The sequence below is a fragment of the Streptomyces sp. NPDC021115 genome (assembly GCF_044333065.1).
Lineage (GTDB): Bacteria > Actinomycetota > Actinomycetes > Streptomycetales > Streptomycetaceae > Streptomyces.
Genome location: NZ_JBIRQF010000003.1, coordinates 620598 through 642985, shown reverse-complemented (window position 1 = coordinate 642985; position 22388 = coordinate 620598). Strand labels below are relative to the sequence as shown.

The following is a 22388-nucleotide window of genomic DNA, read 5'->3' as shown; positions in this document are numbered from 1 at the left end:
GCACTGAGGCAGAGCCTCGCGGCCCCGGTCCGGTGGAGGATTCAGACCACCGGACCGGGGCCTTGCCAATACCTTGGCAAGCGTTGACAAGGTTGCGCAACGGTGAACACCATGCCGTATGGCCCCCACTCTCACCGACGTCGCCAAGAGCGCCAATGTGGCGCTTTCCACGGCCTCCCGGGCGTTCAGCAACCCGGACCGGCTCGGGCCGCAGACCTTGCGCAAGATCCTGACAGTTGCGCAAGACCTGGGCTACGAACCACCGGTGGCCCGTGCCACCGAGACCGTCACCGGCGGGCAGACCGCCACCGTCGCCGTCGTCGTCCCCGACATCGCCAACCCCGTCTTCGGCTCGTTCGTGAAGGCCGCGCAGGACGAGGGCTGGCGCCGCCGCCAGACCGTCGTGCTCGCCGACACCGACCTCGACCCGGGCCGTGAGCGCGAGGTGATCGCCCATCTGAAGGGGCAGGCGGACGGCCTGATCGTGTGCTCGCCCCGGCTGGACGCGGACGAGGTCCTCGACCTGTGCGGGCGCACCCCCGTCGTCCTGGTCAACCGGGAGACGGCGGGCGCCGACTGTGTGATCGCCGACGCCGCCCACGGGCTGCGCCAGGCAGTGGAATACCTGGCCGCGCTCGGCCACCGGCGGATCGCCTACGTCCAGGGCATGCAGCGCTCCTGGTCCAACTCCCACCGGGTCGCGCTGATCCGCGCCGAGACCGAACGGGCCGGTCTCGAACTGGAGTTGCTGGGCTGGCAGGCCGAGACGGTGGCGGGCGGAACTGCCGCCGCGGCGAGCGTCATGGCATCGGGAGCGTCCGCCGTGATCGCGCACAACGACCTGATGGCCCTGGGAGTGATCTCCGGTGCCCGGGCGCTGGGGCTGAGCGTTCCCGAGCGGCTGAGCGTCATCGGCGTCGACGACATCCCGTTCGCCGAGGTGGCGCAGCCGGCCCTGACCAGCATCGCGGTGCCGATGGCCCGGGCCGGTGCGCTCGGCCACGAGCTGCTGGGGCAGATCCTCGGCGGCGAGCGGCAGACCCCGCGCACCCTGCGGCTGCCCACCCAGCTCATCGTGCGCGGGTCCACCGGCCCGGCGCACTCCGCTCCGGAGGGGGCCGCGGTGGCGGCGGGGAAGGTCATGTCATGACCGCGGAGCAGCTGACCGTGGTGGTCGCCGACCCCAATCTGCACCCGCTGCGGGACGAGTTCGAGGCCGCCCTTCCGGAGGGTACGAACGTCAGCTGGCCCGACCCCCGGGACAGCGCGGCGGTCGAGGCCGCGGTGGCCCACGCGGACGTGCTGGTGGCGGGGCAGTGCTCCGCCCGTACGGCCGCCCTCGCCACCCGGCTCCGGCTGGTCCACACGGCCGGTGCGGGGACGGACAAGATCGAGCTGTCCGCGCTGCCGCCCGGCACGCAGGTGGCGAACACCTTCCACCACGAGGACTCGATCGCCGAATACGCCGTATCGGCCGCGATCCTGCTGCGCCGTGGCTTTCTGCGCCAGCACGACGCGCTGCGCCGCGCGGTGTGGGACTCCCCCGCCCACGACCCGGGCTCGCCCTGGATGGACTCGCTGTCCGCGGCCACCGTCGGCTTCGTCGGCTTCGGCCACATCGGCGCCCGCTGCTGGCAGGGGTTCCGGGCCTTCGGCGCGCGCGGGGCGGCGGTCACCCGGCGCGGCGCGGTGGACGCGGCGGCCGAGGGGCTGGAGTGGTCCGGGACCATCGACGACCTCGGCACCCTGCTGGACACCTCCGATGTGGTCGTGGTGTCGGCACCGCACACCCCGGAGACCACCGGGCTCATCGGCGGGGCCGAGCTGTCCCGGATGCGCCCGTCCGCGGTGCTGGTCCACGTCGGACGCGGTCCCGTCGTGGACGAGGACGCGCTGTACGAGAGCCTGCGCACGCACACCATCGGGGCCGCGGCGCTCGACGTCTGGTACCGCTACCCGGCGAGCGGACACACCGGCGCCCCCAGCAAGCACCCCTTCGAGACGCTGGACAACGTACTGATGACCCCGCACTCCTCCGGACTCACCCGCCAGACCTTCATCGGCCGCACCGCCGACATCACCGCCAACATCGGCCGGCTGGCCGCGGGCGAGCCGCTGCGCAACGTGGTGGCGGTGGCCCGATGAGCACGACGCCGCACAGTGACACCATCACGGGCGCCGAGGTGCTGGTGACCAGCCCCGGCCGCAACTTCGTCACGCTCAAGATCACCACCGCCGAGGGCCTGGTGGGCTGGGGCGACGCCACGCTCAACGGCCGTGAGCTGGCCGTCGCCTCGTATCTGCGGGACCATGTGGCGCCGCTGCTCATCGGCCGCGACCCGGCGCGGATCGAGGACACCTGGCAGTACCTCTACCGCGGGGTCTACTGGCGGCGCGGCCCGGTGACGATGACGTCCATCGGCGCGGTGGACATGGCGCTGTGGGACATCAAGGGCAAGACCACCGGCCAGCCCGTCTACCAGCTGCTGGGCGGCTCGGTCCGCGACCGGATCCTCACGTACACCCATGCCACCGGCTGGGACGTCCCCCAGCTGCTGGACTCGATCGACGCGCGGCGCGCTGAGGGGTTCCACGCGGTGCGGGCGCAGAGCGGCGTCCCCGGGCTGGACACGGTGTACGGGGTGAGCCGCGGCGGCCCGGGTTACGAACCGGCGGGCCGCGGCGCCGCCCCGGCCGAGGAGGTGTGGGACACCGACGCCTACCTCCGGCACGCGCCGAAGGTGCTCCGCTCCGTACGGGACCATGTCGGGCCCGAGCTGAAACTGCTGCACGACGTGCACCACCGGCTCACCCCCGGCGAGGCCGCCCGGCTCGGCCGCGCGCTGGAGGACGCGGACCTGTTCTGGCTGGAGGACGTCACCCCCGCGGAGAACCAGCAGGTGCTGCGGCACGTCCGGCAGCACACCACCGTGCCGCTGGCGATCGGCGAGGTGTTCAACACGGTCTGGGAATGCCAGTCCCTCATCACCGAGCAGCTGATCGACTTCGTACGGACCTGTGTGAGCCACGCGGGCGGGATCAGCCATCTGCGGCGGATCGCGGCCCTCGCCGAGATCTGGCAGATACGGCTCGGCCCGCACGGCCCATCGGACGTGTCCCCGGTGGCGCTGGCCGCGTCGCTGCACGTGGGCCTGGCCACGCCGAACTTCGCCATCCAGGAGTACATGGGCTACGAGCCGGTCGTGCACGAGGTGTTCCGGCACGCGTGGTCCTACGCCGACGGACATCTCCACCCGGGCGACCGGCCCGGCCTCGGCGTCGAGGTGGACGAGGCGCTCGCCGCCCGCTTCCCGTACGAACCCGCCTACCTGCCGGTCGCGCGACGGCGCGACGGCTCGATGACGGATTGGTGAGAACTCCCCCATGACAGGCACCCCCACGGCGGCCCCCGCGCGCCTGCCGCGCCTGGGCCGCGCCACCACCGCCGCGTCCGTGCTCACGCCACGGCGGCCGCCCACCGAGACCGGCATCGTGCATCTGGGACTCGGCAACTTCCACCGCGCCCACCAGGCCGTGCACACCGCGGCCGCGCTGGACCACGCCGAAGGACCCTGGGGCATTCTCGGGGTCGCGGGCCGCTCCGCCACGGTGGCCCGGGCGCTGCGCGAGCAGCAACTGCGCTACGCGGTGGTGGAGCTCTCCCCCTCCGGCACCCGATGCACCGTGCCCGCCGTGCACACCGGCGCGCTGGTGGCCACGGAGCAGCCGGACGAGGTGCGGGACGCGCTGGCCGCGCCCGGCACGGCCATCGTCACCCTGACGGTCACCGAGCACGGCTACACCTTCTCCCCGCGCACCCACGGGCTCGACCTCGACTCCCCCGCGGTACGGGCCGATCTGCGCGGTGACGCCCCGCCCCGGACCACCATCGGGCGGATCGTGCGCGGGCTCCAGGCCCGGTCACGCACCCACGCCCGGCCGCTGACGGTACTCAGCTGCGACAACCTGGTGGGCAACGGGGCCCAGACCCGGCGGCTGGTGCACGAGTTCACCGAGGCGCTTCCCGCGGCGGAACGTGAGGAGCTGCTGCCCTGGCTGACCCGTTCGGTCACGTTCCCCAGCTCCATGGTCGACCGGATCGTGCCCGCCACCACCGAGGCGTACCGGGACGCGGTCGCGGACCGCCTCGGGGTGCGCGACGCCGTGCCCGTACCGGCCGAACCGTTCTCCATGTGGGTCATGGAGGACTGCTTCGCGGCGGGCCGCCCGCGCTGGGAACACGGCGGGGCGCTGTTCACGGACGATGTGGAACCGTACGAGCTGCTGAAGTTGCGGCTGCTCAACGGCACCCATTCGCTCATCGCCTATCTCGGCGCGCTGGACGGCCGGGAGACCATCCCGGACGCCATCGCCCGGCCGTTCATCGCCGAGGCCGCGCACGGTGTGCTCCACGACGACTATCTGCCGAGCCTCACCGTGCCCGTCGACATCCAACTGGATGACTACATAGGGCAGTTGTTCGACCGCTGGGCCAACACCGCACTGGGCCACCGCACCCGGCAGGTCGGCTCGGACGGCTCGGTCAAGCTGCGCCAGCGGGTGCCGGAACCGGCACTGCTCCATCTGCGGGCCGGGCGGATGCCCCACCATCTGGCGCTGACCGTGGCCGCCTATCTGTGCTGCGTGGCGCCGCCGTCCGGGTTCTCGCCCGGTCCGCACGCGGCCGCGATGGCGGACCCGGCGCGCGAACCGCTCGCGGAGCTGGCCGCCCGCGCACCCGCCGGACCCCGTACCGCGTTCGTCGAGGCCGTGCTGGAGAGCGGGCTGCTCGGCGACGGTCTGACGGGCCATCCGGAGTTCATCGCGCGCGTCGCCGAACTCATCGACCTCATCGTCCGCCACGGCCCCGCCGCGGCGGCCGCCGACGCCCTCCACACCCGAGCCGTCTGACCCGCACACCTCCGTCCCCGCACCCTCCGTCCCCCACATGCCCGTCCCCACACATGCCCGTTCCCGCACGACGATCCGTTCAAGGAGGCATGGATCATGGAAAACAACACCGCCACTCCCCCGCCACCGGCCACCGCCCCCACCAGTGAGCCGCCCGCCGACCCGCGCGCCGTACGCCGCGCGGCCTGGGCCGGTCTGGTCGGCACCGCGCTCGAACAGTACGACTTCGTCATCTACGGCACCGCATCGGCGCTCATCTTCAGCGATCTGTTCTTCCCCAACGTCTCGGCGTCCGTGGGCATTCTCGCCAGCTTCAGCACCTACGCGGTCGGCTTCGCCGCCCGGCCGCTGGGCGGGCTCTTCTTCTCCCGCTTCGGGGACCGCCTCGGCCGCAAGTGGGTGCTGATCGCGACCCTGCTGCTGATGGGCGGCTCCACCCTCGCCATCGGTCTGCTCCCGACGTACGGGGCGGTGGGCATCCTCGCCCCGATCCTGCTGCTGATCTGCCGCATGGCGCAGGGCTTCGGCGCGGGCGCCGAACAGGCGGGAGGCGCGACACTGCTCACCGAGACGGCCGCCACCGGGCGGCGCGGCAGGCTGTCGTCCCTGGTCATGACGGGCGCGGCGCTCGGTACCGCACTGGGCGCGGTGGCCTGGATGCTCGCGCAGCAACTGCCCGACGACGCCCTGATGTCCTGGGGCTGGCGGCTGGTCTTCGCCAGCAGCCTGCTGGTGACCGTGGCGGCCATGATCATGCGCCGCAGGCTGCACGAGAGCCCGGTGTTCCAGGAGCTGAAGGCGCAGCACGAGCGGCCCGCCTCACCGGTCAAGGAGGTCTTCCGGCACGGCCGCAAGCCGCTGCTCCTGGTGATCCTCATGAACTTCGGGGTCAGCACGCAGTCGTACACCTACCAGGTGTTCATGGCCTCCTACCTGGTGTCCAGCGTGGGCGTCGAGAAGGACTTCGTGCCCGAGGTGCTGCTGCTCGGCTCCCTGTGCGGCGGCGTGGCGGCCTTCGGGTTCGGCGCGCTGTCGGACCGGGTGGGGCGGCGCCCGGTGTGCTCGCTGATCCTCACCGCCATGGTGCTGCTGCCCGCGCCGACGTTCATCGCGCTGAACTCCGGCTCGGAGGTGGCCATCGCGGTGGCGATGGCGGTCGGCTTCATCCTGGCCTGTCAGGGCCTGGTCGGCGTGCACATGAGCTACTTCCCCGAGCTGTTCGGCAATCGCTACCGCTACGCCGGGGTCGCCCTGGGCCGGGAGTTCTCCTCGGTGATCGGCGGTGGTGTCGCGCCGCTGATCTGCAGTGCCCTGCTCACCGCGTTCACCGGCTCCTGGATACCTGTCGCGGTCTATATGACGGTGGTCGCGGCGGTGAGTCTCATCACCACCCGGCTGACCCCGGAAACCCTGGACCGCGATCTGAACAGCGCCGACGATGCCACCCGCCCGCTAGCCACCATCCTCGCAGACTGAGTCACCTTTTGGCCATTCCTGCCTCTCCTTGGCACCCTTGCCATCGTGTTCGGCCATGGAATCGAAGGCGTCCGAACACGGAACACCGCAAGGAGTGATACGCCCATGAGTACCGTTGCCGCCTACGCCGCACCTGCCCCCAAGGCCCCGCTGGAGCGCACCTCGATCGAGCGCCGCCCGGCCGGTGAGTTCGACGTGGTGATCGACATCAAGTACTCGGGTATCTGCCACTCGGACATCCACCAGGTCCGGGAGGGCTGGAGCGAGGTGCCGTTCCCGCTGGTGCCCGGTCATGAGATCGCCGGTGTCGTCACCGAGGTCGGCCCGGGTGTCACCCGGTACGCCGTCGGCGACCGGGTGGGCGTCGGCTGCTTCGTCGACTCCTGCCGGGCTTGCGAGAACTGCCTCAAGGGCCAGGAGCAGTACTGCACCGAGGGCCACACCGCCACGTACGCCTCCACCGACAAGTACGGCGAGACCACCTACGGTGGCTACTCCACCGGCATCGTCGTGGACGAGAACTACGTGGTGCGCATCCCCGACGGGCTGGCGCTGGACGTGGCCGCCCCGCTGCTGTGCGCGGGCATCACCACGTACTCCCCGCTGCGCCACTGGAAGACCGGGCCGGGCAGCAAGGTCGCCGTCCTCGGCATGGGCGGCCTCGGCCATGTGGCCGTCAAGCTCGCGCACGCGATGGGCGCGGAGGTCACCGTGCTCAGCCAGTCGCTGCGCAAGAAGGACGACGGGCTGCGGCTCGGCGCCGACCACTACTACGCCACCAGCGACCCGGAGACCTTCGAGGAGCTGGCCGGCACCTTCGACATCATCCTGTCCACGGTGTCCGCGCCGCTGGACTTCGGCGCCTACCTGAAGCTGCTGAAGACCGACGGCGCGCTGGTGAACGTGGGCCTCCCGGAGGAGCCCATCTCGCTCAACCTGTTCTCGGTGGTCATGGGCCGCAGGACCCTCGCCGGTTCGTTCATCGGCGGCATCGCCGAGACGCAGGAGATGCTGGACTTCTGCGCCGAGCACGGGGTGGGCGCCGAGATCGAGACCATCCGCGCGGAGGAGATCAACACGGCCTTCGAGCGGGTGCTCTCCAGCGATGTCCGCTACCGGTTCGTCATCGACGCGGCGTCCATCTGACGTCCACTCAACTCCGCGCTCACCGAGCGCGTTTCCGACCGCGGCGGTCGTTCCCCTCCCGGGAGCGGCCGCCGCGGTCATTGCCAAGACATGGGATGAATAACCGTGTCGCGAGCCTTGACGACCTTAATGGTCCAGTCCATCGTATGTACGCGCCGCGCCCCACGCAGGCGCGTGAGATCCACCTTTCCCCAGCTCCTCCGACCTCCTCCACAGGGACCCACCATGGCAGAAGACTCTGCTCCACGCGGTTTCAGTCGTCGGACGTTACTCGGCTCCATGACCGCCACGGCCGTCGGCGTACCCCTCCTCGGGCAGCTGACATCGGGCGCCTCCCGGGCCGCCGCGGCCGTCCGGGCGCCACAACTGGTCTGGAACCCCAGCCCGTCCGGCGTCGGGCTCAAGGCGTTCGAGGGCATCGAGGCCGACCGCGGTAACCAGCACCCCGACCGGGACTATGTCGTGGTCGAAGGCGGTGACCACTACCGCTTCAACATCTGGAAGGACGACCGGGACACCACCGGCGACGGCGACCGCCAGCGCACCGAGTCCAAGGGGATGGTGCAGGGCGGTACGAAGCTGACGATGCGGGACGGGGAGACCTGGACCCTCTCCTACGAGATGTACATGCCGTCCTCGCTGCACGGCACCAGCAAGTTCACACACATCTTCCAGACCAAGACCCCGGTCGACAACGGCGGTCCGTACATCACGCTCGACCTCGGCCGCAGCGGCAGCAAGGAGACGCTGCGGGCCCGTGCGTACGCCAACTCCGGCTCGCCGGACATCGCCTCGACCGACCTCTCGCCGCTGCGCAACAAGTGGATCACCATCGAGTGGACACTGACCGTCGGCTCCAGCGGCAAGGCCACGTTCACGGCCCGCAACGGCACCGGCTCCGGCGCCCCGGTCGCGGTGCAGGGCAGCATGTCGAACGTGAAGATGCCGGACCAGGGCGACTACCAGCGGCCCAAGTGGGGGATCTACCGGTCCGTCGAAAGCGCGTCCTCCGACATCCTCGACACTTATCTGCTCTTCCGAAACTACAAGGCATACCGCGGCACCTGAGCGGTATCCGAGCGGCGTTCCGAGCGCTGTCGGAGCAGAAAACGAAATCACTCCGCCATGGGATGTGTGAGTGCCATACAACCGGGTATTCGAGCCAGCCGTGGCCAGGACGCCCGCTCCCCGGGCACGGCCACCCGGCACATACCGATCTTGGACGGAATCATGACTGCTCTTCCCGACGACAACGCCGTTACCGCCACCCAGCACGCCCTCAGCGAGCTGGCCGCTGACCGTGCGGACGAGTCCGCGCTGAACACTCTCGCGGGCAGTGAGGTACTGCTTCCCGCCGCCGAGAGTGCCGAGAACACCGACCCGCAGGCCGTGACCCTGCCGGTGTTCCAGCAGGAGGACGGCGCCCAGCTGGTGCCGGTCTTCACCACTCCGGAGCGCATGCACCAGGCGCTGCCGCAGATCGAGCGCTACCACCAGGTGCCGCTGGGCGCGCTGGCTCAGGGCTGGCCCTCCGAGGAGCTTTCGCTGACCATCGACGCGGGCGCTCCGGAGGCGGTCACCCTGACGGCCACCGGGGTCAAGACGCTGCTCAGCCGCGCTGGCTGAGCGCGTTACCACCATGTTCACCCAGAGCGCGGGTGCATGTACGGACCGTAGTTCCGTACATGCACCCGCTGCTTTTCGGGCACCCGCCTGCGCATGGACCGCACGGAGAGCATGGACACGTTGACCCGGATCGAACGAGCGATAGAGCGCTTCGAGGACGCAGTGATCGCCAAGGTGTTCCACACGGAGCCGGTGGAACTGCTCGGCGCCCTGCGGGCGGAATGCGACAGCCAGGCGGTGGTGTGCAGTTCGAGCCGGGTGGTCGTGCCCAACGCCTATGCCGTGGAGCTGTCGGACGAGGTGTACGAGGAGCTGTCCCGGCACGGCAAGCAGGCGGGCCAGCCCCTCACGGACAGCCTGATGCGGCACGCGGAGGAGCAGGGCTACGAGTGGGCGGGCCCGCTCACCGTCCACGTCACCAAGTCGGACCACGTGCCCAACGGCCGGTACCGGGTGTCCGCCACCCCGCTGACCCACATCCGCGCGGACGCCTTCGCCACCGGCACTCCCTAGCCGGCCGCCCCGTCGGGGCTACGCCTCCAGCAGCCCGCGCAGCACCCTGCCGAAGACCAGGCGCCCGGCCACGGCGGTCGGCGCGTCCAGCAGCCGCGGCAGCCCCGACACCCGCGCCTCCTCCCGCCACACCACCCGCGCCCCCTCGCCCCGCGCCCACACCTCGATCTCGGCCCAGCCCCGCACCACGGTGCCGCGCTTCTCCAGTCGGCACAGACCCGGCCGTCCGGCGCCGGGCGGCTCCCAGCGCACCACCTCCATGGGGTCGTCGAACCCGGCCCTTCCCACCCCGGTGCGGGCCACCACCACCGTGCCCACCCCCGTCGGCCCCTCGGTCCGCACGCCCACGCTGCTCAACGGCACGTAACGGCCGTGCCGCTGCCAGTGGGTCAGGCGCCGCCAGGTCTCGTCGACCGGGTGGGGCGAGGGACGCTCGATCAGGAAGAGGGCCACCACGGGATCGTAGCGACCGCACAGGTCACGGCGCGTCCACCCAAGAGCGGGTAAAAATCCGCATGATGTCTGAGCGACGGAAGTGAACGGTCCGTATTCAATGGTGTCGGCCATCGACTGACGCCGGCTTTACGCGACAAGTGCTCCGAACAACGACAAGCGGTCCCCGCCAGGAGGCTCCATGCGATCACGGTATTTTGTGACAGGCACCTCACTGCTCATCGGCTCGGTAGTGGTCACCCTCGCCGTGATCGTCTCGCCCGTGATGACCGGGCTGACGCAGGAATCCGCCACGAACCTCTCGAAGATGCAGAACAATCAGTTCGGGCCGCTCAGCGGGGCCGACAAGGACTTCGTGGTCAAGGTGCGGCTGGCCGGGCTCTGGGAGTACCCGGCCGGGAAGATCGGGATCCAGAAGGGAACGACGGAGCAGGTCAAGACCGCCGGTAAGCATCTGCTCGACGGCCATCAGCTGCTGGACGCCATGGACCGGGACATCGCTCCCAAGCTCGGCATCACCCTGCCCAACAAACCCACCCCGCAGCAGCAGGGGTTCGTGGACACGATGAACGCGAAGACGGGCAAGGACTTCGACACGTACTGGTCGAACATCCTGCGCGTGACCCACGGCCAGATCTTCAGCTCCATCGCCAAGATCCGGCAGACCACCAAGAACTCGCTGGTGCGCAGGCTCGCGGTCCAGGCCAACAACACCGTGCTCGACCACATCACCCAGATGGAGAAGACGGGGATGGTCAACTTCGACTCCGCCGTCTCGCAGATCACCACCACTCCCACCCAGGGCCCGGACTTCACCACCCCGCCCAAGCCCGCCCCGGGCGAGCCCACGTTCATCGTCGGCACGTCCAAGCCCACGGCCCCTCCCAACTCCGTGAGCACGGCGGACAACGGGGGCGAGCAGAGCCTCGACCCGAACGTGGTGAACGGTGCCGGGCTCGGGGCGGGGGCGGCGAGCGGGGCCGGTGGGGTCACCACTCCGCCCGCCGCGTCCTCCCCGCCGCCCGCCGTTCCGTAACCCGTCAGGGACGTAACTCCTCGGGGACGTAGGCCCTCAGGGGACGTAAACCCTCAGGGACGCGGCCCGACCACCGTCGCGGCCGCGTCGACGATGGTGATGGCCATCGCCGGACAGGAGTCCGCCACGTCCAGTACGCGTTCCTCCTCCGGAACCTCCTCGCTCAGCGGACGCGCCCGCTCGTCGTCAAGTACGAACAGATCGGGCGCGATCCCGGCGCACATGCCGGACGCCATGCAGCGGCCGCCGTCGACCTCGGCCTTCCACGTCACCCCGCTCACCACCCCACCGGCATGACACGCGGGCCCCGCACCAGCATCTGGTCCTTCCACACCACGTCCCCGGCCAGGCGCAGGTCCGGGAAGCGGCCGACGAGCGCGCCCAGGGCCTCCTGCAACTCCAGCCGGGCCAGCGGCGCACCCAGGCAGTGGTGCACCCCGTGGCCGAAGCCCAGGTGCTGGGTGGCGGGGCGGGCGACGTTCAGCTTGCCCGGTTCGTCGAAGCGCAGCGCGTCCCGGTTGGCCGATCCGACGGCCACCAGGACGGGCTCCCCGGCCCGCACCAGGGTGCCGCCCACCTCGACGTCCTCGGTGGCGTAACGGGCCTGGGAGGCGCCCATGCCGAGCGGGACGAACCGCATCAGCTCCTCGACGGCGCCCTTGATCAGCTCGGGGTCCTCACGCAGCCGCCGCAGCTCACCGGGGTGGTCGAGCAGCGCCATCACGAAGTTGGGGATCTGGGTGGCCGTGGTCTCGTGTCCGGCGACGAGGATGCCGACGCACAGGTCGACGAGTTCCAGCTCGGAGAGCCGGTCACCCTGGTCGCGCGCCTCGATCAGCGAGGTCATGATGTCGTCGCGCGGGGCTTCCCGGTGTTCCTGCACCAACTGGCGCATGTACGCGCGCAGTTCCTCGCGGTTGCGCTCCCACTCCGCCGCCGTCAGGGCGCTGGTGGACAGCGCGGCGTCGCTCCACACCCGGAACTTCGGCCGGTCCTCCTCCGGCACCCCGAGCAGCTTGCAGATGACGGCGACCGGGATGGGGAGCGCATAGCGGTCCACGAGGTCGACGGGCGGCCCGGCGGCCTCCAGCTCGTCCAGCAGCGATTGCGTCAACTCGCGCACGTACGGCCGGAGTTTCTCCACCTGGTGGACGGTGAACGCCTTCGCCACCAACATGCGCAGCCGCGTGTGGTCGGGCGGGTCCATGCTCAGGATGCCGCCGTCCATGCGCCCCTCGCCCTGCCGTGGCACATCCCGGTTCAGGGCCTCCGCGCGGCTGAACCGCCGGTCGCCGAGGACGAGTCGGGCGTCGGCGTACCGCGTGGCCAGCCAGGCGGATTCGCCGTATCGCATGCGCACCCTGAGCAGTCCGGGGCGGTCGCGCGCCTCCTCATAGGCCCCGGACAGCTCCAGGCCCTCGTGGTGGTTGAAGGGATAGGCGATGGGTGTCGTCTCCGCTGTGGTCACCGTGACCTCCCTGGCGTAAGCACGTGCTTACAAAGCTAGGCCGGTCCCCTTGATACGGTCAACGGCGCCTATCGGCCGCTGCCGACGACAGGAGTGGATGATGAGTGGAACCACACCGGAAGCACCTCGGCGGGACGCGCGGGGCACGCGGCGGATGCTGCTGGAGGCGGCGTCGGCGCTGTTCGCCGAGCGGGGGTACGAGCGGGCCACCGTGCGCGACATCGCGGAGCGCGCCGGAGTGAACCAGGCGCTGTTGTTCCGTTACTTCGGCTCGAAGAAGGCCCTGTTCGGAGAAGTGGTGTCGCACGATGGCCAGGAACAGCTGCACACCACCCCGCCCGGTGAGCTGTTCGAGACCGCGCTGCGCGGCATGCTCGGGCGCGGCGAGCACGGCGGTGGGGATGACCACGACGACCCGGCCCGGGAGGACCGTGCGCTGGCCACATTGCTGCGCTCCGTCGGCAGCGGCGACGAGATCGGTACCGCGGCGCGCGACATCGGGGACGACTACGCCCGGGTGCTGGCCTCCCTGAGCGCCGCCCAGGACCGTGAACTCCGCGCCGACCTGGCCCTTTCCTGGTTGCTCGGCATCGGTCTGATGCGGGTGGTGGTGGGCAAGGAGTCGCTGGCGGAGGCCGATCCGGACGAGGTGTGCGCACTGGTCACCGGCGCGCTCGCCACCCTGCTGGAGGATCTGCCGGTCACGCGCTTTGGCGATCCGCACAGCACGCGGTCCGCGGACTTGGCACGGTAGGACCATGACGAGCATTGATCCGGACACCCCGGAGACGAACGACCGGCCGCGCCGGGTTCCCGCGGCCCAGGCCATGCGCGGCGCTGCCCAGCAGCTCGGCGAGTTGCTGGGCAGCTCGCCGGAATCCGTCTCCACGCTTCAGCCGACGCAGGACGGATGGCTGGCCGATGTGGAGGTGGTGGAGCTGGAGCGGGTGCCGGACACCATGACCATCATGGCCTCGTACCGGGTGACCCTCGACGCGGAGGGCATGCTCCTGGGCTACGAAAGGCTGCGCCGTTACGCACGCGGCCAGCTCGACCGCGGCCGCTAGCCACCGCACCCGGCTCTTTTTCTCCGTCCTCTCGCGCCCCGCGCCACCGAACTCCGTGGCGTGGGGCGCTCGTTCGTGGCGCGTCCCACATGTGTCGCCCGTATCAAGACTGAACACGGATGCCGTCCCGTCCGTACCTGCTCTCGGGCAGACCGAGCGAGCGAGAGGACGACCACACGTGACCGTCATGACGCAGACCGGCGGAGTACCAGCCACGACCTCGACCGGTTCAGGGACCGGCAGCCTTTTCGACATCCTTGAACTCATTCTGGACCGCGGCCTCGTCATCGATGTCTTCATCAGGGTGTCCCTCGTGGGCATCGAGATCCTGAAGATCGACATACGCATCGTGATCGCCAGCGTGGACACCTATCTGCGCTTCGCCGAGGCGTGCAACCGCCTCGATCTGGAATCCGGCCGCAAGGCCCCGGACAAGCTCAGCGACATCGTCGGCAACATCGTCGAGGGCGGCGCCCGGGGCAAGACCGAGGGCGCGCTGACCGGCGCCATCGATGCCATCGGCAATGTGTTCGGGCGTGACGACGACGAGGACAAGTGACCATGCATCTCTACCTCTACGCGATCACCCGCTCCGACCATCCGCTGCGGCTGGACGGGCTGCGCGCGGTGGGTGGCGTGGCCGGCGCGCCGCGCGCGGTGACCAGTGGCCCGCTGACGGGCGTGGTGAGCCCGGCGCCGGAGACCCTGCGCCCCAAGCGCCGTGATCTGACCGCCCACCAGGCGGTGCAGGAGCGGCTGATGACGGACGGGGCGGTGCTGCCGATGCGGTTCGGGCTGCTCGCCCCCGACGAGGTCGCGGTGAAGTCGGCGCTGGACGCCAAGCGCGCCGACTACGTCCGCGGCCTCGACGAGCTGCACGCCACCACGGAGTTCAACCTGAAGGCGGCCCGCTCCCAGGACGATCTGCTGCGGGAGGTGCTGGCCGAGTCCGACGACGCGCGGCGGCTCAACGAGCGCACCCGCGACGGCAGCGGTTCGTACGAGGACCGGGTGGTCCTCGGTGAACTGGTCGCCCGTCAGCTGGGGGCGCGGCAGCAGAGACTCGCCGAGCAGGTCGTGGGCAGCCTGGCGGGAATGGCCCGCCACAAGGTGGTGTCGTCCCCGGCCGGGGACGACTTCCTGAACGCCTCGTTCCTGGTGGAGCGGGCGCGGGCCGCGGAGTTCTCCCAGGCCGCGCAGCAGCTGGCGCAGGGCTACGGGGACGGGTACGACTTCCGGCTGCGCGGCCCGTTGCCCCCGTACAGCTTCGTGGCCTGAGAGGTGGGGGCGCCGTGGGACTGCTGACCGGGCTCCTCACCTTTCCGCTCGCTCCGGTGCGCACGACCGTGTGGGTCGCCGAGCAGGTACTGGAGGCCGCCGAGCGTGAGTACTACGACCCGGCTCCGGTCCGGCGCGCCCTCACCGCACTGGAACAGGACCTGCTGGCCGGGCGGATCGGTGAGGACGAGTACGACCGCCGCGAGAACGAGTTGCTGGACCGGCTGGACGAGCTGGAACAGTACGAGCAGAGACGAGCCCCGAGACGATGACAGAACCGGTAGCGGGCAGGCTGGGCGCGCCGCGCCTGCCCGCCTCGTACGACCAGCGGGACGCCCCGTCCCTCGCCGACATCCTGGAACGGGTGCTGGACAAGGGCGTGGTGATCGCGGGCGACATCCGGATCAACCTGCTCGACATCGAACTGCTCACCATCAAGCTCCGGCTGCTCGTCGCCTCCGTCGACAAGGCGAAGGAGATGGGCATCGACTGGTGGGAGCACGATCCGTCGCTGTCCTCGCGCGCCCGGCCCCCGGCCGTGGACGGCGGCGGGTCCGACGGGGCGGAACGGTCCCTCAGCGAGGAGAACGCACGGTTGCGCGCCGAGATCGCGGAGCTGAGGGCACGGACCGGGAACGGGAGCGACAGGAGCGTGGACGGGTGACCGAGATCGCACAGCACATGGTGTACGCCTACGCGGTGCTGCGCCCCACCCCCGAGGCCGCGCGTGCGGTCGCCGCGCTGCGGGGGGTGGCCCACGAGCAGGTGGGGCTCGTGGAGACCGGCGAGCTGGCCGCGGCCGTCGGCCCGGTTCCGGCCGGGGAGTTCGGGGAGGAGGCGCTGAAGGCCCGGCTGGAGGAGCTGCCCCGGCTCGAATCGCTGGCCCGGGGGCATCACGGGGTGGTGGCGGCGCTGACCCCGCTGGGCGCCGTCCTGCCGCTGCGGCTGGCCACCGTGTACCGGGACGAGGACCGGGTGCGGCAGGTGCTCCAGGAGCGCCGGGACGCGTTCCTGCCGCTGCTGGAGCGGCTGACCGGACGTGTCGAATGGGGCGTCAAGGTCTATACGGACGTCCGGGAAGAAGCCGAGAGCGCTTCGGAGAACGGCGCGGGGGACGGCACGGGGGACGCCGGGCTCAGCCCGGGCCGGGCCTATCTCGCCGCGCGCCGCAGACGGCGGCGCGGCACCGAGGACGCCTGGCAGGCAGCGGTGCGCACGGCCGCCCGCATCGCGGACGAGGCCGGGGAGATCGCCGTGGAGCGGGTCGCCCACCGGCCGCAGCGCGGCGAACTGGCCAAGGCGGGCGGCGGGGACGGCGGCGGCGAGAACATCGCCAACGACGCCTATCTGGTGCCCGCCGACCGCGCCGAGGACTTCCGCGCCCGCGTCCTGGCCGCGGCCGAGGGCCAGCAGGGAGTGCGGGTCGAGGTGACGGGCCCCTGGGCGCCGTACTCCTTCGCCCTCCCGCCCGAACCGGCCGCCCACCGGGAGACCGCGTGAGCACCGCGCTGGACGAGGAGGACGCCCGGGCGCTCGCGGGCCGCGAGGTCTCCCTGATCGACATCCTCGACCGGCTGCTCCAGGGCGGGGTCGTGCTGACCGGGGACCTCGTGCTGTCCATCGCGGACGTCGATCTCGTACGGATCGACCTGCGCGCGGTCATCGCCCCCGTCGACGCCGACCACCCGGCTCCGCCGCTGCTCTGACCGGAAGGAACCACCGCCGCATGTCCGCCACTCCCGACCGCCCCGCCCAGCGCCTGAGCACCGATCCGGACTCGGTGGAACGCGATCTGGCCCAGCTCGTGCTGACCGTGGTCGAGCTGCTGCGTCAGCTGATGGAGCGCCAGGCGCTGCACCGTGTCGAGAAGGGGGATCTGACGGAGGAGCAGGAGGAGCGGATCGGGTTGACGCTGATGCTCCTCCAGCAGCGCATGGAGGAGATGTGCGACCGGCACGGGCTGCGCATGGCGGACCTCAACCTCGACCTCGGCCCGCTGGGGACCCTGCTGTCCCCGGCGGGCCAGGCGTAGGGCGGGTCCGCGAGCGTCGCCTGGCGGGGCCGCGGGCGTCACCTCATTCTCACCGCCCGCCTCTCAAGGCGCACTCGACCCCCCTACGAGCCCGCACCGGCATCTTTTTCCCTGGAATCCAGTGACCCCGTCACGGTGTGCCACTTTACCGTTTCTTGAGCTTCGGTAAATGTGTCCAGAAGGGAACGCCATGCGATACGGCAACGCCTTGCGAGAAGATATCGGATCGTCTCGCACCACACCACTCATCGGCATCTACGACATGTACTCGGCATCGATCGCGGCCCGCCACTACGACGGCTTCTTCGTCTCCGGCTTCGGATTCGCCGCGTCGTACTACGGACTGCCGGACATCGGATTCATCGCCTGGCCGGACATGGTGAACTTCGTGGAGCGGCTGCGGCTGGCGTTCCCCGGGCACCATCTGCTCGTGGACATCGACGACGGCTATGTGGACCCCGAGGTCGCGTGCCATGTGGTGCAGCGGCTGGAACGCGCCGGGGCGTCCGGGGTGATCCTGGAGGACCAGAAGCGGCCGCGCCGGTGCGGGCACGCCGACGGCAAGCTGGTGCTGCCCCTCGAGGAGTACCTGGAGAAGCTCAACCTGGTGCTGAGCAGCAGGAAGGACATGCTCGTGGTGGCGCGCACGGACGCCACCGAGGAGGCGGACATCCTGCGGAGGGCCGCCGCGCTGGCGGAGACCGACGCGGATGTGGTCCTCGTCGACGGGGTGCGCAGCGTGGAGTGGATCCGCCGGATCCGTACGGTCGTCGGCGACAAGCCGCTGCTGTTCAATCAGATCGCGGGCGGGAAATCCCCCCGGCTCTCGCTTTCCGAGCTGACGGACCTCGGCGTCGACATCGCGATCTACAGCACCCCGTGCCTTTTCGCCGCGCACGGCGCGATCGACGGAGCGCTGGTCGATCTGAAAAAGGCGGACGGCCGGCTGCCGGACACCCGGGAGACCGACTGCATCGGTGTGCGGGGGTCCACGGAACTGCTGGAGGCGAACATCAGCAGGCATCACGCCGATCACCATCCGGCCACGGTATGACCCACGGATTCCGTTCCGTGTCGCCCCCGCCTTTCCGGGCCGGTACCGGCCGTCACCGGAAGACGGAAAAAGAGAGCGGCTTTACCCGGGCATCCGCCAAGGGAATCGTCCTCGCGGCCACCGCGGGCGTGCTGTGCGGCAGTCAGGCAGCAGGGGTCGCCACGCCTGCCGCGGCTGCCGCGCCCACCCCGCCCACTCCGTGCCCGGGCGCATCCGACGAGGAGCCGGAGGAGCCCACGCCGGTCGCCGGGCCGAAGATCGGCCTGGTGGTCATCGACAACTCCTTCGCCGACTCCTGGCTGGAGATCGACCGCGCCCTCGACACCCTGCTCCTCAGCGCGGGCACGGCAGGCAGCGATCACGAAAGCGGAAGCGGTGATTGACGTGAAGTCGCTGTCCTGGCCATGGCCGCGGTCATGGCCGGGCCGGCTGAGGAAGGCGGTCGACCCCTACGTCGCCGCCCTCCTCGGCACGGTCGCGCTCGCGGCGCTGCTGCCCGCCTCCGGACGGGCGGCCGGGGCGGTCGAGGGCGCCGCGGACATCGCCATCGGACTGCTCTTCTTCCTGTACGGCGCCCGGCTGTCCACCCGGGAGGCGGTGCACGGCCTGCGGCAGTGGAAGCTTCACCTCCTGGTCGGGGCGAGCACCTTCCTGCTGTTCCCGCTGCTGGGGCTGGCCATGGGCGGTCTGGCCCCGTTCCTGCTCACCGACCGGCTCTACACCGGCGTTCTCTTCCTCTGCGTCGTCCCCTCGACCGTCCAGTCCTCCATCGCCCTCACCTCCACGGCCCGGGGGAACGTCCCGGCCGCCATCTGCGCGGGTACGTACTCCAGCCTGGCCGGGATGGCCGTCACACCGCTGCTGGCGGCCTGGCTGATCGGTTCCACGGTCGGCTTTTCGGCCGACGGCGTGCTGAGCATCGCCACCCAGCTGCTGCTGCCCTTCGCCGCCGGGCAGTGCCTGCGCCGCTGGATCGGGGAGTTCACCGTCCGTCGAAGGCGGGCGCTCGGCCTGCTGGACCGCGGTGCGATCCTGCTCGTCGTGTACACGGCGTTCAGCCGGGGGATGACGGATGGCGTCTGGCAGCAGATCACTCCGGTGCGGCTGCTCGCCCTGCTGAGCCTGGCCGCGACGCTGCTGGCGGCGGCCCTCACCACGACGTCATGGGCCGCGCGGCGCCTCGGGTTCGGCCGGGAGGACCGGGTCGCCATCGTCTTCTGCGGCTCCAACAAGAGCCTCGCCACCGGGCTGCCCATGGCCGCGGTGCTGTTCGGGGACTCGGCGGGCCCGGTGATCCTGCCACTGATGCTCTACCACCAGCTCCAGCTGATGGTGTGCGCGGTCATCGCGGCCCGATGGGCCCGCCGTCCCGCCGGGTCGACACCTCTGATCAGTGCATAGACCACGGACCCCTGAAGGTCCGCGTTTCAACCTCTTGGTACCGTGATTTTTAGCGGTGTCACCCACCGCGAAGCACGACCAGTAGAGGAAGCAGTACCCATGAAGACCACCGCACGGGGGCGCGCCATCCTCAGCGATCCCCGGCTCAACAGGGGCACCGCGTTCACCGAGTCCGAACGCGACGCCCTCGGACTGACCGGCCTCATCCCGGCCCAGGTCATGACCCTGGAACAGCAGGCCACCCGCGCCTACGCCCAGTACCGGGCCAAGCCCACCGACCTCGACAAGAACGTGTATCTGCGGTCCCTCCAGGACCGCAACGAGGTGCTGTTCTACCACCTGCTCGGCCAGCACCTCAGCGAGATGCTGCCGATCGTGTACACCCCCACGGTCGGCACCGCGATCCAGCGCTACAGCCATGAGTACCGCCGCTCCCGCGGCGTCTATCTCTCGGTGGACGCCCCGCAGGACATCGAGCGCGCGCTGCGCGCCAGCGGCCTGGGCGCCGATGACGTGGACCTGCTCGTCGCCACCGACGGCGAGGCCATCCTCGGCATCGGCGACTGGGGCGTGGGCGGCATGGACATCTGCGTCGGCAAGCTCGCGGTGTACACCGCCGCCGCCGGAATCGACCCCGCCCGCGCGCTCCCGGTCGTCCTGGACGCGGGCACCAACCGCCAGGAACTCCTGGACGACCCGCTCTACCTGGGCAACCGTCATCCGCGCGTGGACCGCGAGACGTACGACGCCTTCATCGCCGAGTACATCGCCGCCGTCGGCCGCGTCTTCCCCGACGCGCTGCTGCACTGGGAGGACTTCGGGTCCGGCAACGCCCGGCGCATCCTCGACCACTACGCCGACAAGGCGCTCACCTTCAACGACGACATCCAGGGCACCGGCGCCGTCAACCTGGCCGCCGTCCTGTCCGGCGCCCGGGTCACCGGTACGCCGCTGCGCGACCACCGCATCGTCATCTTCGGCGCGGGCTCGGCCGGGCTCGGCATCGCCGACCAGCTGCGCGACGCCCTGATCGCCGACGGGCTCGGCCCGCAGGAGGCGTCCGACCGGTTCTGGTGCGTCGACCGGTACGGCCTGATCACCGATGACGCCGAGGGTCTCGACCACCACCGGCGGCGGTACGCCCGGCGGGCGGCCGATGTCGCCGACTGGCACCGGGACGAGCAGGTCGGCGGCATCGCGCTCACCGAGGTGGTCCGCCGCGCCCGGCCGACCATCCTCATCGGCACCTCGGGCCAGGGCGGCGCCTTCACCGAGGAGATCGTGCGGGAGATGGCCGCCCACACCGAGCGGCCCGTCATCCTCCCGATGTCGAACCCGACCCCGCTGGCCGAGGCCACGCCCGAGAACCTGGTCCGGTGGACCGGCGGACGGGCCCTGATCGCCACCGGAAGCCCCTTCCCGCCCGTGACCCACGACGGGGTCACCCATGTCATCGGGCAGGCCAACAACGCCCTGGTCTTCCCCGGGCTCGGTCTCGGCGCGATCGTGGCGCGGGCCACCCGGGTCACCGAGGGCATGCTGCTCGCCGCCGCCGAGCAGATCGCCGGGATGATCGACTCCAGCACCCCTGGTGCCCCGGTCCTCCCGATGGTCGACCAGCTGCGCGAGACCTCCGCCGCGGTCGCCGCGGCCGTCGCCCGCGCCGCCGCGCGCGACGGGGTGGCCCGTACGCCCATCGCCGACGACCAGCTCGACCGCACGGTCCGCGAGGCCATGTGGAGCCCGGTCTACCGCCCTATCCAGCCGGTCTGACGAACCGCACCTACCGGCTGAATTGGGGACTGGACCATGTCTTTTTCGCACATCTTCACCATCGTCGTGCCCGTCTTCCTCGTCATCGCCCTGGGCTACGGGGCCGGGCGGGGCACGTCGTTCGACGGGCAGCGCGCGGACGCGCTCCGGGTGCTCACGATGGAGTTCGCCCTCCCGGCGTCCCTCTTCCTGGGCATCGCGAACACCCCGCGCCACATCCTGCTCGGCCAGGGCCCCCTGGTGGGCATGCTCGCCCTCGGGCTGCTCGGCCTGTTCGGGCTGATCCTGCTGGGTCTGCGCCTGGCCGGGCGGCTGCCGCTGGAGCGGGCGTCGATCCTGGCGCTCGCCTCCGTCCAGCCGCAGTACGCCTTCATGGGCGTCACGATCCTGGGCAGCCTGTTCGGCGATGCCAAGGCCGCGATCCCGATCGCCATCGCGGGCATCCTCGTCAACGTCCTCCTCGACCCCCTCGTGCTGATCCTGCTCAACCTCGGCCGCTCGCCCGCCACGGAAGCCACCGCGACGGCGTCCGCGCCCGCCCGCGCCCTGGTGTCCTCGGGCGGCGGACCGGCCGCGGCCGAGGAGGAGCGGGACGGCGGCGGGACCGCGCCACCGGCCGCGGCCAAGCCCGTTCCCACCTGGGTGAAGGTCCTCCAGCCGTTGCGCAAGCCGTTCGCCTGGGCCCCGCTGCTCGGGCTGATCATCGCGCTGGCCGGGGTGCGTCCGCCCGAGATGATCGAGAGCTCGCTGTCGCTGGTGGGCCAGGCCGCCTCGGGTGTGGCGCTGCTGTCGGTGGGCGTCACCCTGGCCCGCGTCGGCCGGCCCGAGCTGAGCCCGGGGGCCATCGCGATCGCGCTGACCAGCGTGATCGTGCTGCCGCTCAGCACCTACGCCATCGGGCTGGTACTGGCCGGGCACCAGGTCGCCGCGCAGACGGCCCTGATCCTGGCGTTCCCCGTCTCTCCCGTGCCGATGATGCTCGCGTCGCAGCACGTCAAGAGCGAGGAGCACCGGATCGCCTCTTCGGTGATCATCAGCATCGTGCTGGCGTTCGTCTCACTGCCGATGCTGATCAACCTGACCAGCTAGCGGGGCCGGAGCCCGGTCCGGGGCGCGCCGGTACGCACTTGGGTCGCGTACCGGCGCGCCCTGGG

General features: G+C 70.9%; 27 protein-coding genes. 24 read left to right on the top strand and 3 right to left on the bottom strand.

Going from position 1 to position 22388, the window contains the following annotated elements:
* Positions 1–118 precede the first annotated feature (118 nt).
* The 9 genes from ACH4TL_RS12890 to ACH4TL_RS12850 all read left to right on the top strand — a co-directional run bounded on the left by ACH4TL_RS12890 (position 119) and on the right by ACH4TL_RS12850 (position 9672).
* Positions 119–1150 (top strand): LacI family DNA-binding transcriptional regulator, encoded by a 1032-nt coding sequence (locus ACH4TL_RS12890; protein WP_398317941.1) that lies wholly within the window; start codon positions 119–121, stop codon positions 1148–1150.
* Positions 1147–2145: a 2-hydroxyacid dehydrogenase gene (locus ACH4TL_RS12885; RefSeq protein WP_398317944.1), complete on the top strand. Its 999-nt coding sequence runs from the start codon at positions 1147–1149 to the stop codon at positions 2143–2145. The genes ACH4TL_RS12890 and ACH4TL_RS12885 overlap by 4 nt, the downstream gene beginning before the upstream one ends.
* Positions 2142–3374 carry a D-mannonate dehydratase ManD gene (gene manD, locus ACH4TL_RS12880; RefSeq protein WP_398317947.1) on the top strand — a complete coding sequence of 411 codons (1233 nt, stop codon included), beginning with the start codon at positions 2142–2144 and terminating at the stop codon, positions 3372–3374. The genes ACH4TL_RS12885 and manD overlap by 4 nt, the downstream gene beginning before the upstream one ends.
* 10 nt (positions 3375–3384) lie before the next feature.
* Entirely contained in the window at positions 3385–4911 is a 1527-nt protein-coding gene (locus tag ACH4TL_RS12875) for a mannitol dehydrogenase family protein (RefSeq protein WP_398317950.1), read from the top strand.
* A 96-nt stretch (positions 4912–5007) separates the two neighbouring features.
* Positions 5008–6387 (top strand): MFS transporter, encoded by a 1380-nt coding sequence (locus ACH4TL_RS12870; protein WP_398317953.1) that lies wholly within the window; start codon positions 5008–5010, stop codon positions 6385–6387.
* A 105-nt stretch (positions 6388–6492) separates the two neighbouring features.
* Positions 6493–7533 (top strand): NAD(P)-dependent alcohol dehydrogenase, encoded by a 1041-nt coding sequence (locus tag ACH4TL_RS12865; RefSeq protein WP_398317957.1) that lies wholly within the window; start codon positions 6493–6495, stop codon positions 7531–7533.
* A 279-nt stretch (positions 7534–7812) separates the two neighbouring features.
* Positions 7813–8601 carry a hypothetical protein gene (locus tag ACH4TL_RS12860; protein WP_398317961.1) on the top strand — a complete coding sequence of 263 codons (789 nt, stop codon included), beginning with the start codon at positions 7813–7815 and terminating at the stop codon, positions 8599–8601.
* 162 nt (positions 8602–8763) lie between these two features.
* Entirely contained in the window at positions 8764–9159 is a 396-nt protein-coding gene (locus ACH4TL_RS12855; RefSeq protein WP_398317964.1) for an SseB family protein, read from the top strand.
* 111 nt (positions 9160–9270) lie between these two features.
* The gene (locus tag ACH4TL_RS12850; protein WP_398317966.1) at positions 9271–9672 is read left to right on the top strand and encodes a DUF3662 domain-containing protein; all 402 of its coding nucleotides are present in this window, start codon (positions 9271–9273) and stop codon (positions 9670–9672) included.
* Between the two features lie 18 nt (positions 9673–9690).
* Here the strand turns inward: ACH4TL_RS12850 and ACH4TL_RS12845 are convergent, their stop codons facing one another.
* Positions 9691–10125, bottom strand: coding sequence for an SRPBCC family protein (locus ACH4TL_RS12845; RefSeq protein ID WP_398317969.1), 435 nt, complete (start codon positions 10123–10125; stop codon positions 9691–9693).
* A 181-nt stretch (positions 10126–10306) separates the two neighbouring features.
* Between ACH4TL_RS12845 and ACH4TL_RS12840 the strand changes: the two genes are divergently transcribed.
* Positions 10307–11161, top strand: coding sequence for a DUF4142 domain-containing protein (locus tag ACH4TL_RS12840; protein ID WP_398317972.1), 855 nt, complete (start codon positions 10307–10309; stop codon positions 11159–11161).
* A 53-nt stretch (positions 11162–11214) separates the two neighbouring features.
* Here the strand turns inward: ACH4TL_RS12840 and ACH4TL_RS12835 are convergent, their stop codons facing one another.
* Positions 11215–11433, bottom strand: a complete 219-nt coding sequence (locus ACH4TL_RS12835; protein ID WP_398317975.1) for a ferredoxin — start codon at positions 11431–11433, stop codon at positions 11215–11217.
* Between the two features lie 5 nt (positions 11434–11438).
* Positions 11439–12629 carry a cytochrome P450 gene (locus ACH4TL_RS12830; protein ID WP_398317978.1) on the bottom strand — a complete coding sequence of 397 codons (1191 nt, stop codon included), beginning with the start codon at positions 12627–12629 and terminating at the stop codon, positions 11439–11441.
* 100 nt (positions 12630–12729) lie between these two features.
* Here ACH4TL_RS12830 and ACH4TL_RS12825 point away from each other — a divergent pair, with 100 nt between their 5' ends.
* The 14 genes from ACH4TL_RS12825 to ACH4TL_RS12760 all read left to right on the top strand — a co-directional run bounded on the left by ACH4TL_RS12825 (position 12730) and on the right by ACH4TL_RS12760 (position 22323).
* Positions 12730–13383 (top strand): TetR family transcriptional regulator, encoded by a 654-nt coding sequence (locus tag ACH4TL_RS12825; RefSeq protein WP_398317981.1) that lies wholly within the window; start codon positions 12730–12732, stop codon positions 13381–13383.
* Positions 13384–13387: 4 nt separating this feature from the next.
* A complete protein-coding gene (locus tag ACH4TL_RS12820) occupies positions 13388–13696 on the top strand; it encodes a gas vesicle protein (RefSeq protein WP_398317984.1) in 309 nt (102 codons plus the stop codon).
* Positions 13697–13883: 187 nt separating this feature from the next.
* Positions 13884–14255: a gas vesicle protein GvpJ gene (gene gvpJ, locus ACH4TL_RS12815; RefSeq protein WP_398318684.1), complete on the top strand. Its 372-nt coding sequence runs from the start codon at positions 13884–13886 to the stop codon at positions 14253–14255.
* Between the two features lie 2 nt (positions 14256–14257).
* Positions 14258–14974, top strand: coding sequence for a GvpL/GvpF family gas vesicle protein (locus ACH4TL_RS12810; protein ID WP_398317987.1), 717 nt, complete (start codon positions 14258–14260; stop codon positions 14972–14974).
* 14 nt (positions 14975–14988) lie between these two features.
* Positions 14989–15246: a gas vesicle protein GvpG gene (locus ACH4TL_RS12805; protein ID WP_398317990.1), complete on the top strand. Its 258-nt coding sequence runs from the start codon at positions 14989–14991 to the stop codon at positions 15244–15246.
* Positions 15243–15638, top strand: a complete 396-nt coding sequence (gene gvpJ, locus ACH4TL_RS12800) for a gas vesicle protein GvpJ (protein ID WP_398317993.1) — start codon at positions 15243–15245, stop codon at positions 15636–15638. Before ACH4TL_RS12805 ends, gvpJ (ACH4TL_RS12800) begins: the two co-directional genes overlap by 4 nt.
* Positions 15635–16474, top strand: coding sequence for a GvpL/GvpF family gas vesicle protein (locus ACH4TL_RS12795; RefSeq protein WP_398317996.1), 840 nt, complete (start codon positions 15635–15637; stop codon positions 16472–16474). The genes gvpJ (ACH4TL_RS12800) and ACH4TL_RS12795 overlap by 4 nt, the downstream gene beginning before the upstream one ends.
* On the top strand, positions 16471–16680 hold the full coding sequence (locus tag ACH4TL_RS12790; protein WP_398317999.1) for a gas vesicle protein: 210 nt from the start codon (positions 16471–16473) through the stop codon (positions 16678–16680). Before ACH4TL_RS12795 ends, ACH4TL_RS12790 begins: the two co-directional genes overlap by 4 nt.
* The gene (locus ACH4TL_RS12785) at positions 16677–17006 is read left to right on the top strand and encodes a gas vesicle protein K (RefSeq protein ID WP_398318687.1); all 330 of its coding nucleotides are present in this window, start codon (positions 16677–16679) and stop codon (positions 17004–17006) included. The genes ACH4TL_RS12790 and ACH4TL_RS12785 overlap by 4 nt, the downstream gene beginning before the upstream one ends.
* A 190-nt stretch (positions 17007–17196) precedes the next feature.
* Complete coding sequence (locus tag ACH4TL_RS12780; protein ID WP_398318002.1) at positions 17197–18060, top strand: oxaloacetate decarboxylase; 864 nt, start codon at positions 17197–17199, stop codon at positions 18058–18060.
* Between the two features lie 17 nt (positions 18061–18077).
* Positions 18078–18443 (top strand): hypothetical protein, encoded by a 366-nt coding sequence (locus ACH4TL_RS12775; protein ID WP_398318005.1) that lies wholly within the window; start codon positions 18078–18080, stop codon positions 18441–18443.
* 1 nt (position 18444) lies between these two features.
* On the top strand, positions 18445–19461 hold the full coding sequence (locus ACH4TL_RS12770) for a bile acid:sodium symporter family protein (protein ID WP_398318690.1): 1017 nt from the start codon (positions 18445–18447) through the stop codon (positions 19459–19461).
* Positions 19462–19503: 42 nt separating this feature from the next.
* Positions 19504–21234: an NAD-dependent malic enzyme gene (locus ACH4TL_RS12765; protein ID WP_398318008.1), complete on the top strand. Its 1731-nt coding sequence runs from the start codon at positions 19504–19506 to the stop codon at positions 21232–21234.
* A gap of 36 nt (positions 21235–21270) precedes the next feature.
* Positions 21271–22323 (top strand): AEC family transporter, encoded by a 1053-nt coding sequence (locus tag ACH4TL_RS12760; RefSeq protein ID WP_398318011.1) that lies wholly within the window; start codon positions 21271–21273, stop codon positions 22321–22323.
* Positions 22324–22388: the final 65 nt, after the last annotated feature.

Bases quoted from the DNA above. Each gene is read 5' to 3' on its own strand.
- ACH4TL_RS12890 (WP_398317941.1), top strand. From the start codon at position 119: ATGGCCCCCACTCTCACCGACGTCGCCAAGAGCGCCAATGTGGCGCTT.
- ACH4TL_RS12885 (WP_398317944.1), top strand. From the start codon at position 1,147: ATGACCGCGGAGCAGCTGACCGTGGTGGTCGCCGACCCCAATCTGCAC.
- manD (WP_398317947.1), top strand. From the start codon at position 2,142: ATGAGCACGACGCCGCACAGTGACACCATCACGGGCGCCGAGGTGCTG.
- ACH4TL_RS12875 (WP_398317950.1), top strand. From the start codon at position 3,385: ATGACAGGCACCCCCACGGCGGCCCCCGCGCGCCTGCCGCGCCTGGGC.
- ACH4TL_RS12870 (WP_398317953.1), top strand. From the start codon at position 5,008: ATGGAAAACAACACCGCCACTCCCCCGCCACCGGCCACCGCCCCCACC.
- ACH4TL_RS12865 (WP_398317957.1), top strand. From the start codon at position 6,493: ATGAGTACCGTTGCCGCCTACGCCGCACCTGCCCCCAAGGCCCCGCTG.
- ACH4TL_RS12860 (WP_398317961.1), top strand. From the start codon at position 7,813: ATGACCGCCACGGCCGTCGGCGTACCCCTCCTCGGGCAGCTGACATCG.
- ACH4TL_RS12855 (WP_398317964.1), top strand. From the start codon at position 8,764: ATGACTGCTCTTCCCGACGACAACGCCGTTACCGCCACCCAGCACGCC.
- ACH4TL_RS12850 (WP_398317966.1), top strand. From the start codon at position 9,271: ATGGACACGTTGACCCGGATCGAACGAGCGATAGAGCGCTTCGAGGAC.
- ACH4TL_RS12840 (WP_398317972.1), top strand. From the start codon at position 10,307: ATGCGATCACGGTATTTTGTGACAGGCACCTCACTGCTCATCGGCTCG.
- ACH4TL_RS12825 (WP_398317981.1), top strand. From the start codon at position 12,730: ATGAGTGGAACCACACCGGAAGCACCTCGGCGGGACGCGCGGGGCACG.
- ACH4TL_RS12820 (WP_398317984.1), top strand. From the start codon at position 13,388: ATGACGAGCATTGATCCGGACACCCCGGAGACGAACGACCGGCCGCGC.
- gvpJ (WP_398318684.1), top strand. From the start codon at position 13,884: ATGACGCAGACCGGCGGAGTACCAGCCACGACCTCGACCGGTTCAGGG.
- ACH4TL_RS12810 (WP_398317987.1), top strand. From the start codon at position 14,258: ATGCATCTCTACCTCTACGCGATCACCCGCTCCGACCATCCGCTGCGG.
- gvpJ (WP_398317993.1), top strand. From the start codon at position 15,243: ATGACAGAACCGGTAGCGGGCAGGCTGGGCGCGCCGCGCCTGCCCGCC.
- ACH4TL_RS12780 (WP_398318002.1), top strand. From the start codon at position 17,197: ATGCGATACGGCAACGCCTTGCGAGAAGATATCGGATCGTCTCGCACC.
- ACH4TL_RS12760 (WP_398318011.1), top strand. From the start codon at position 21,271: ATGTCTTTTTCGCACATCTTCACCATCGTCGTGCCCGTCTTCCTCGTC.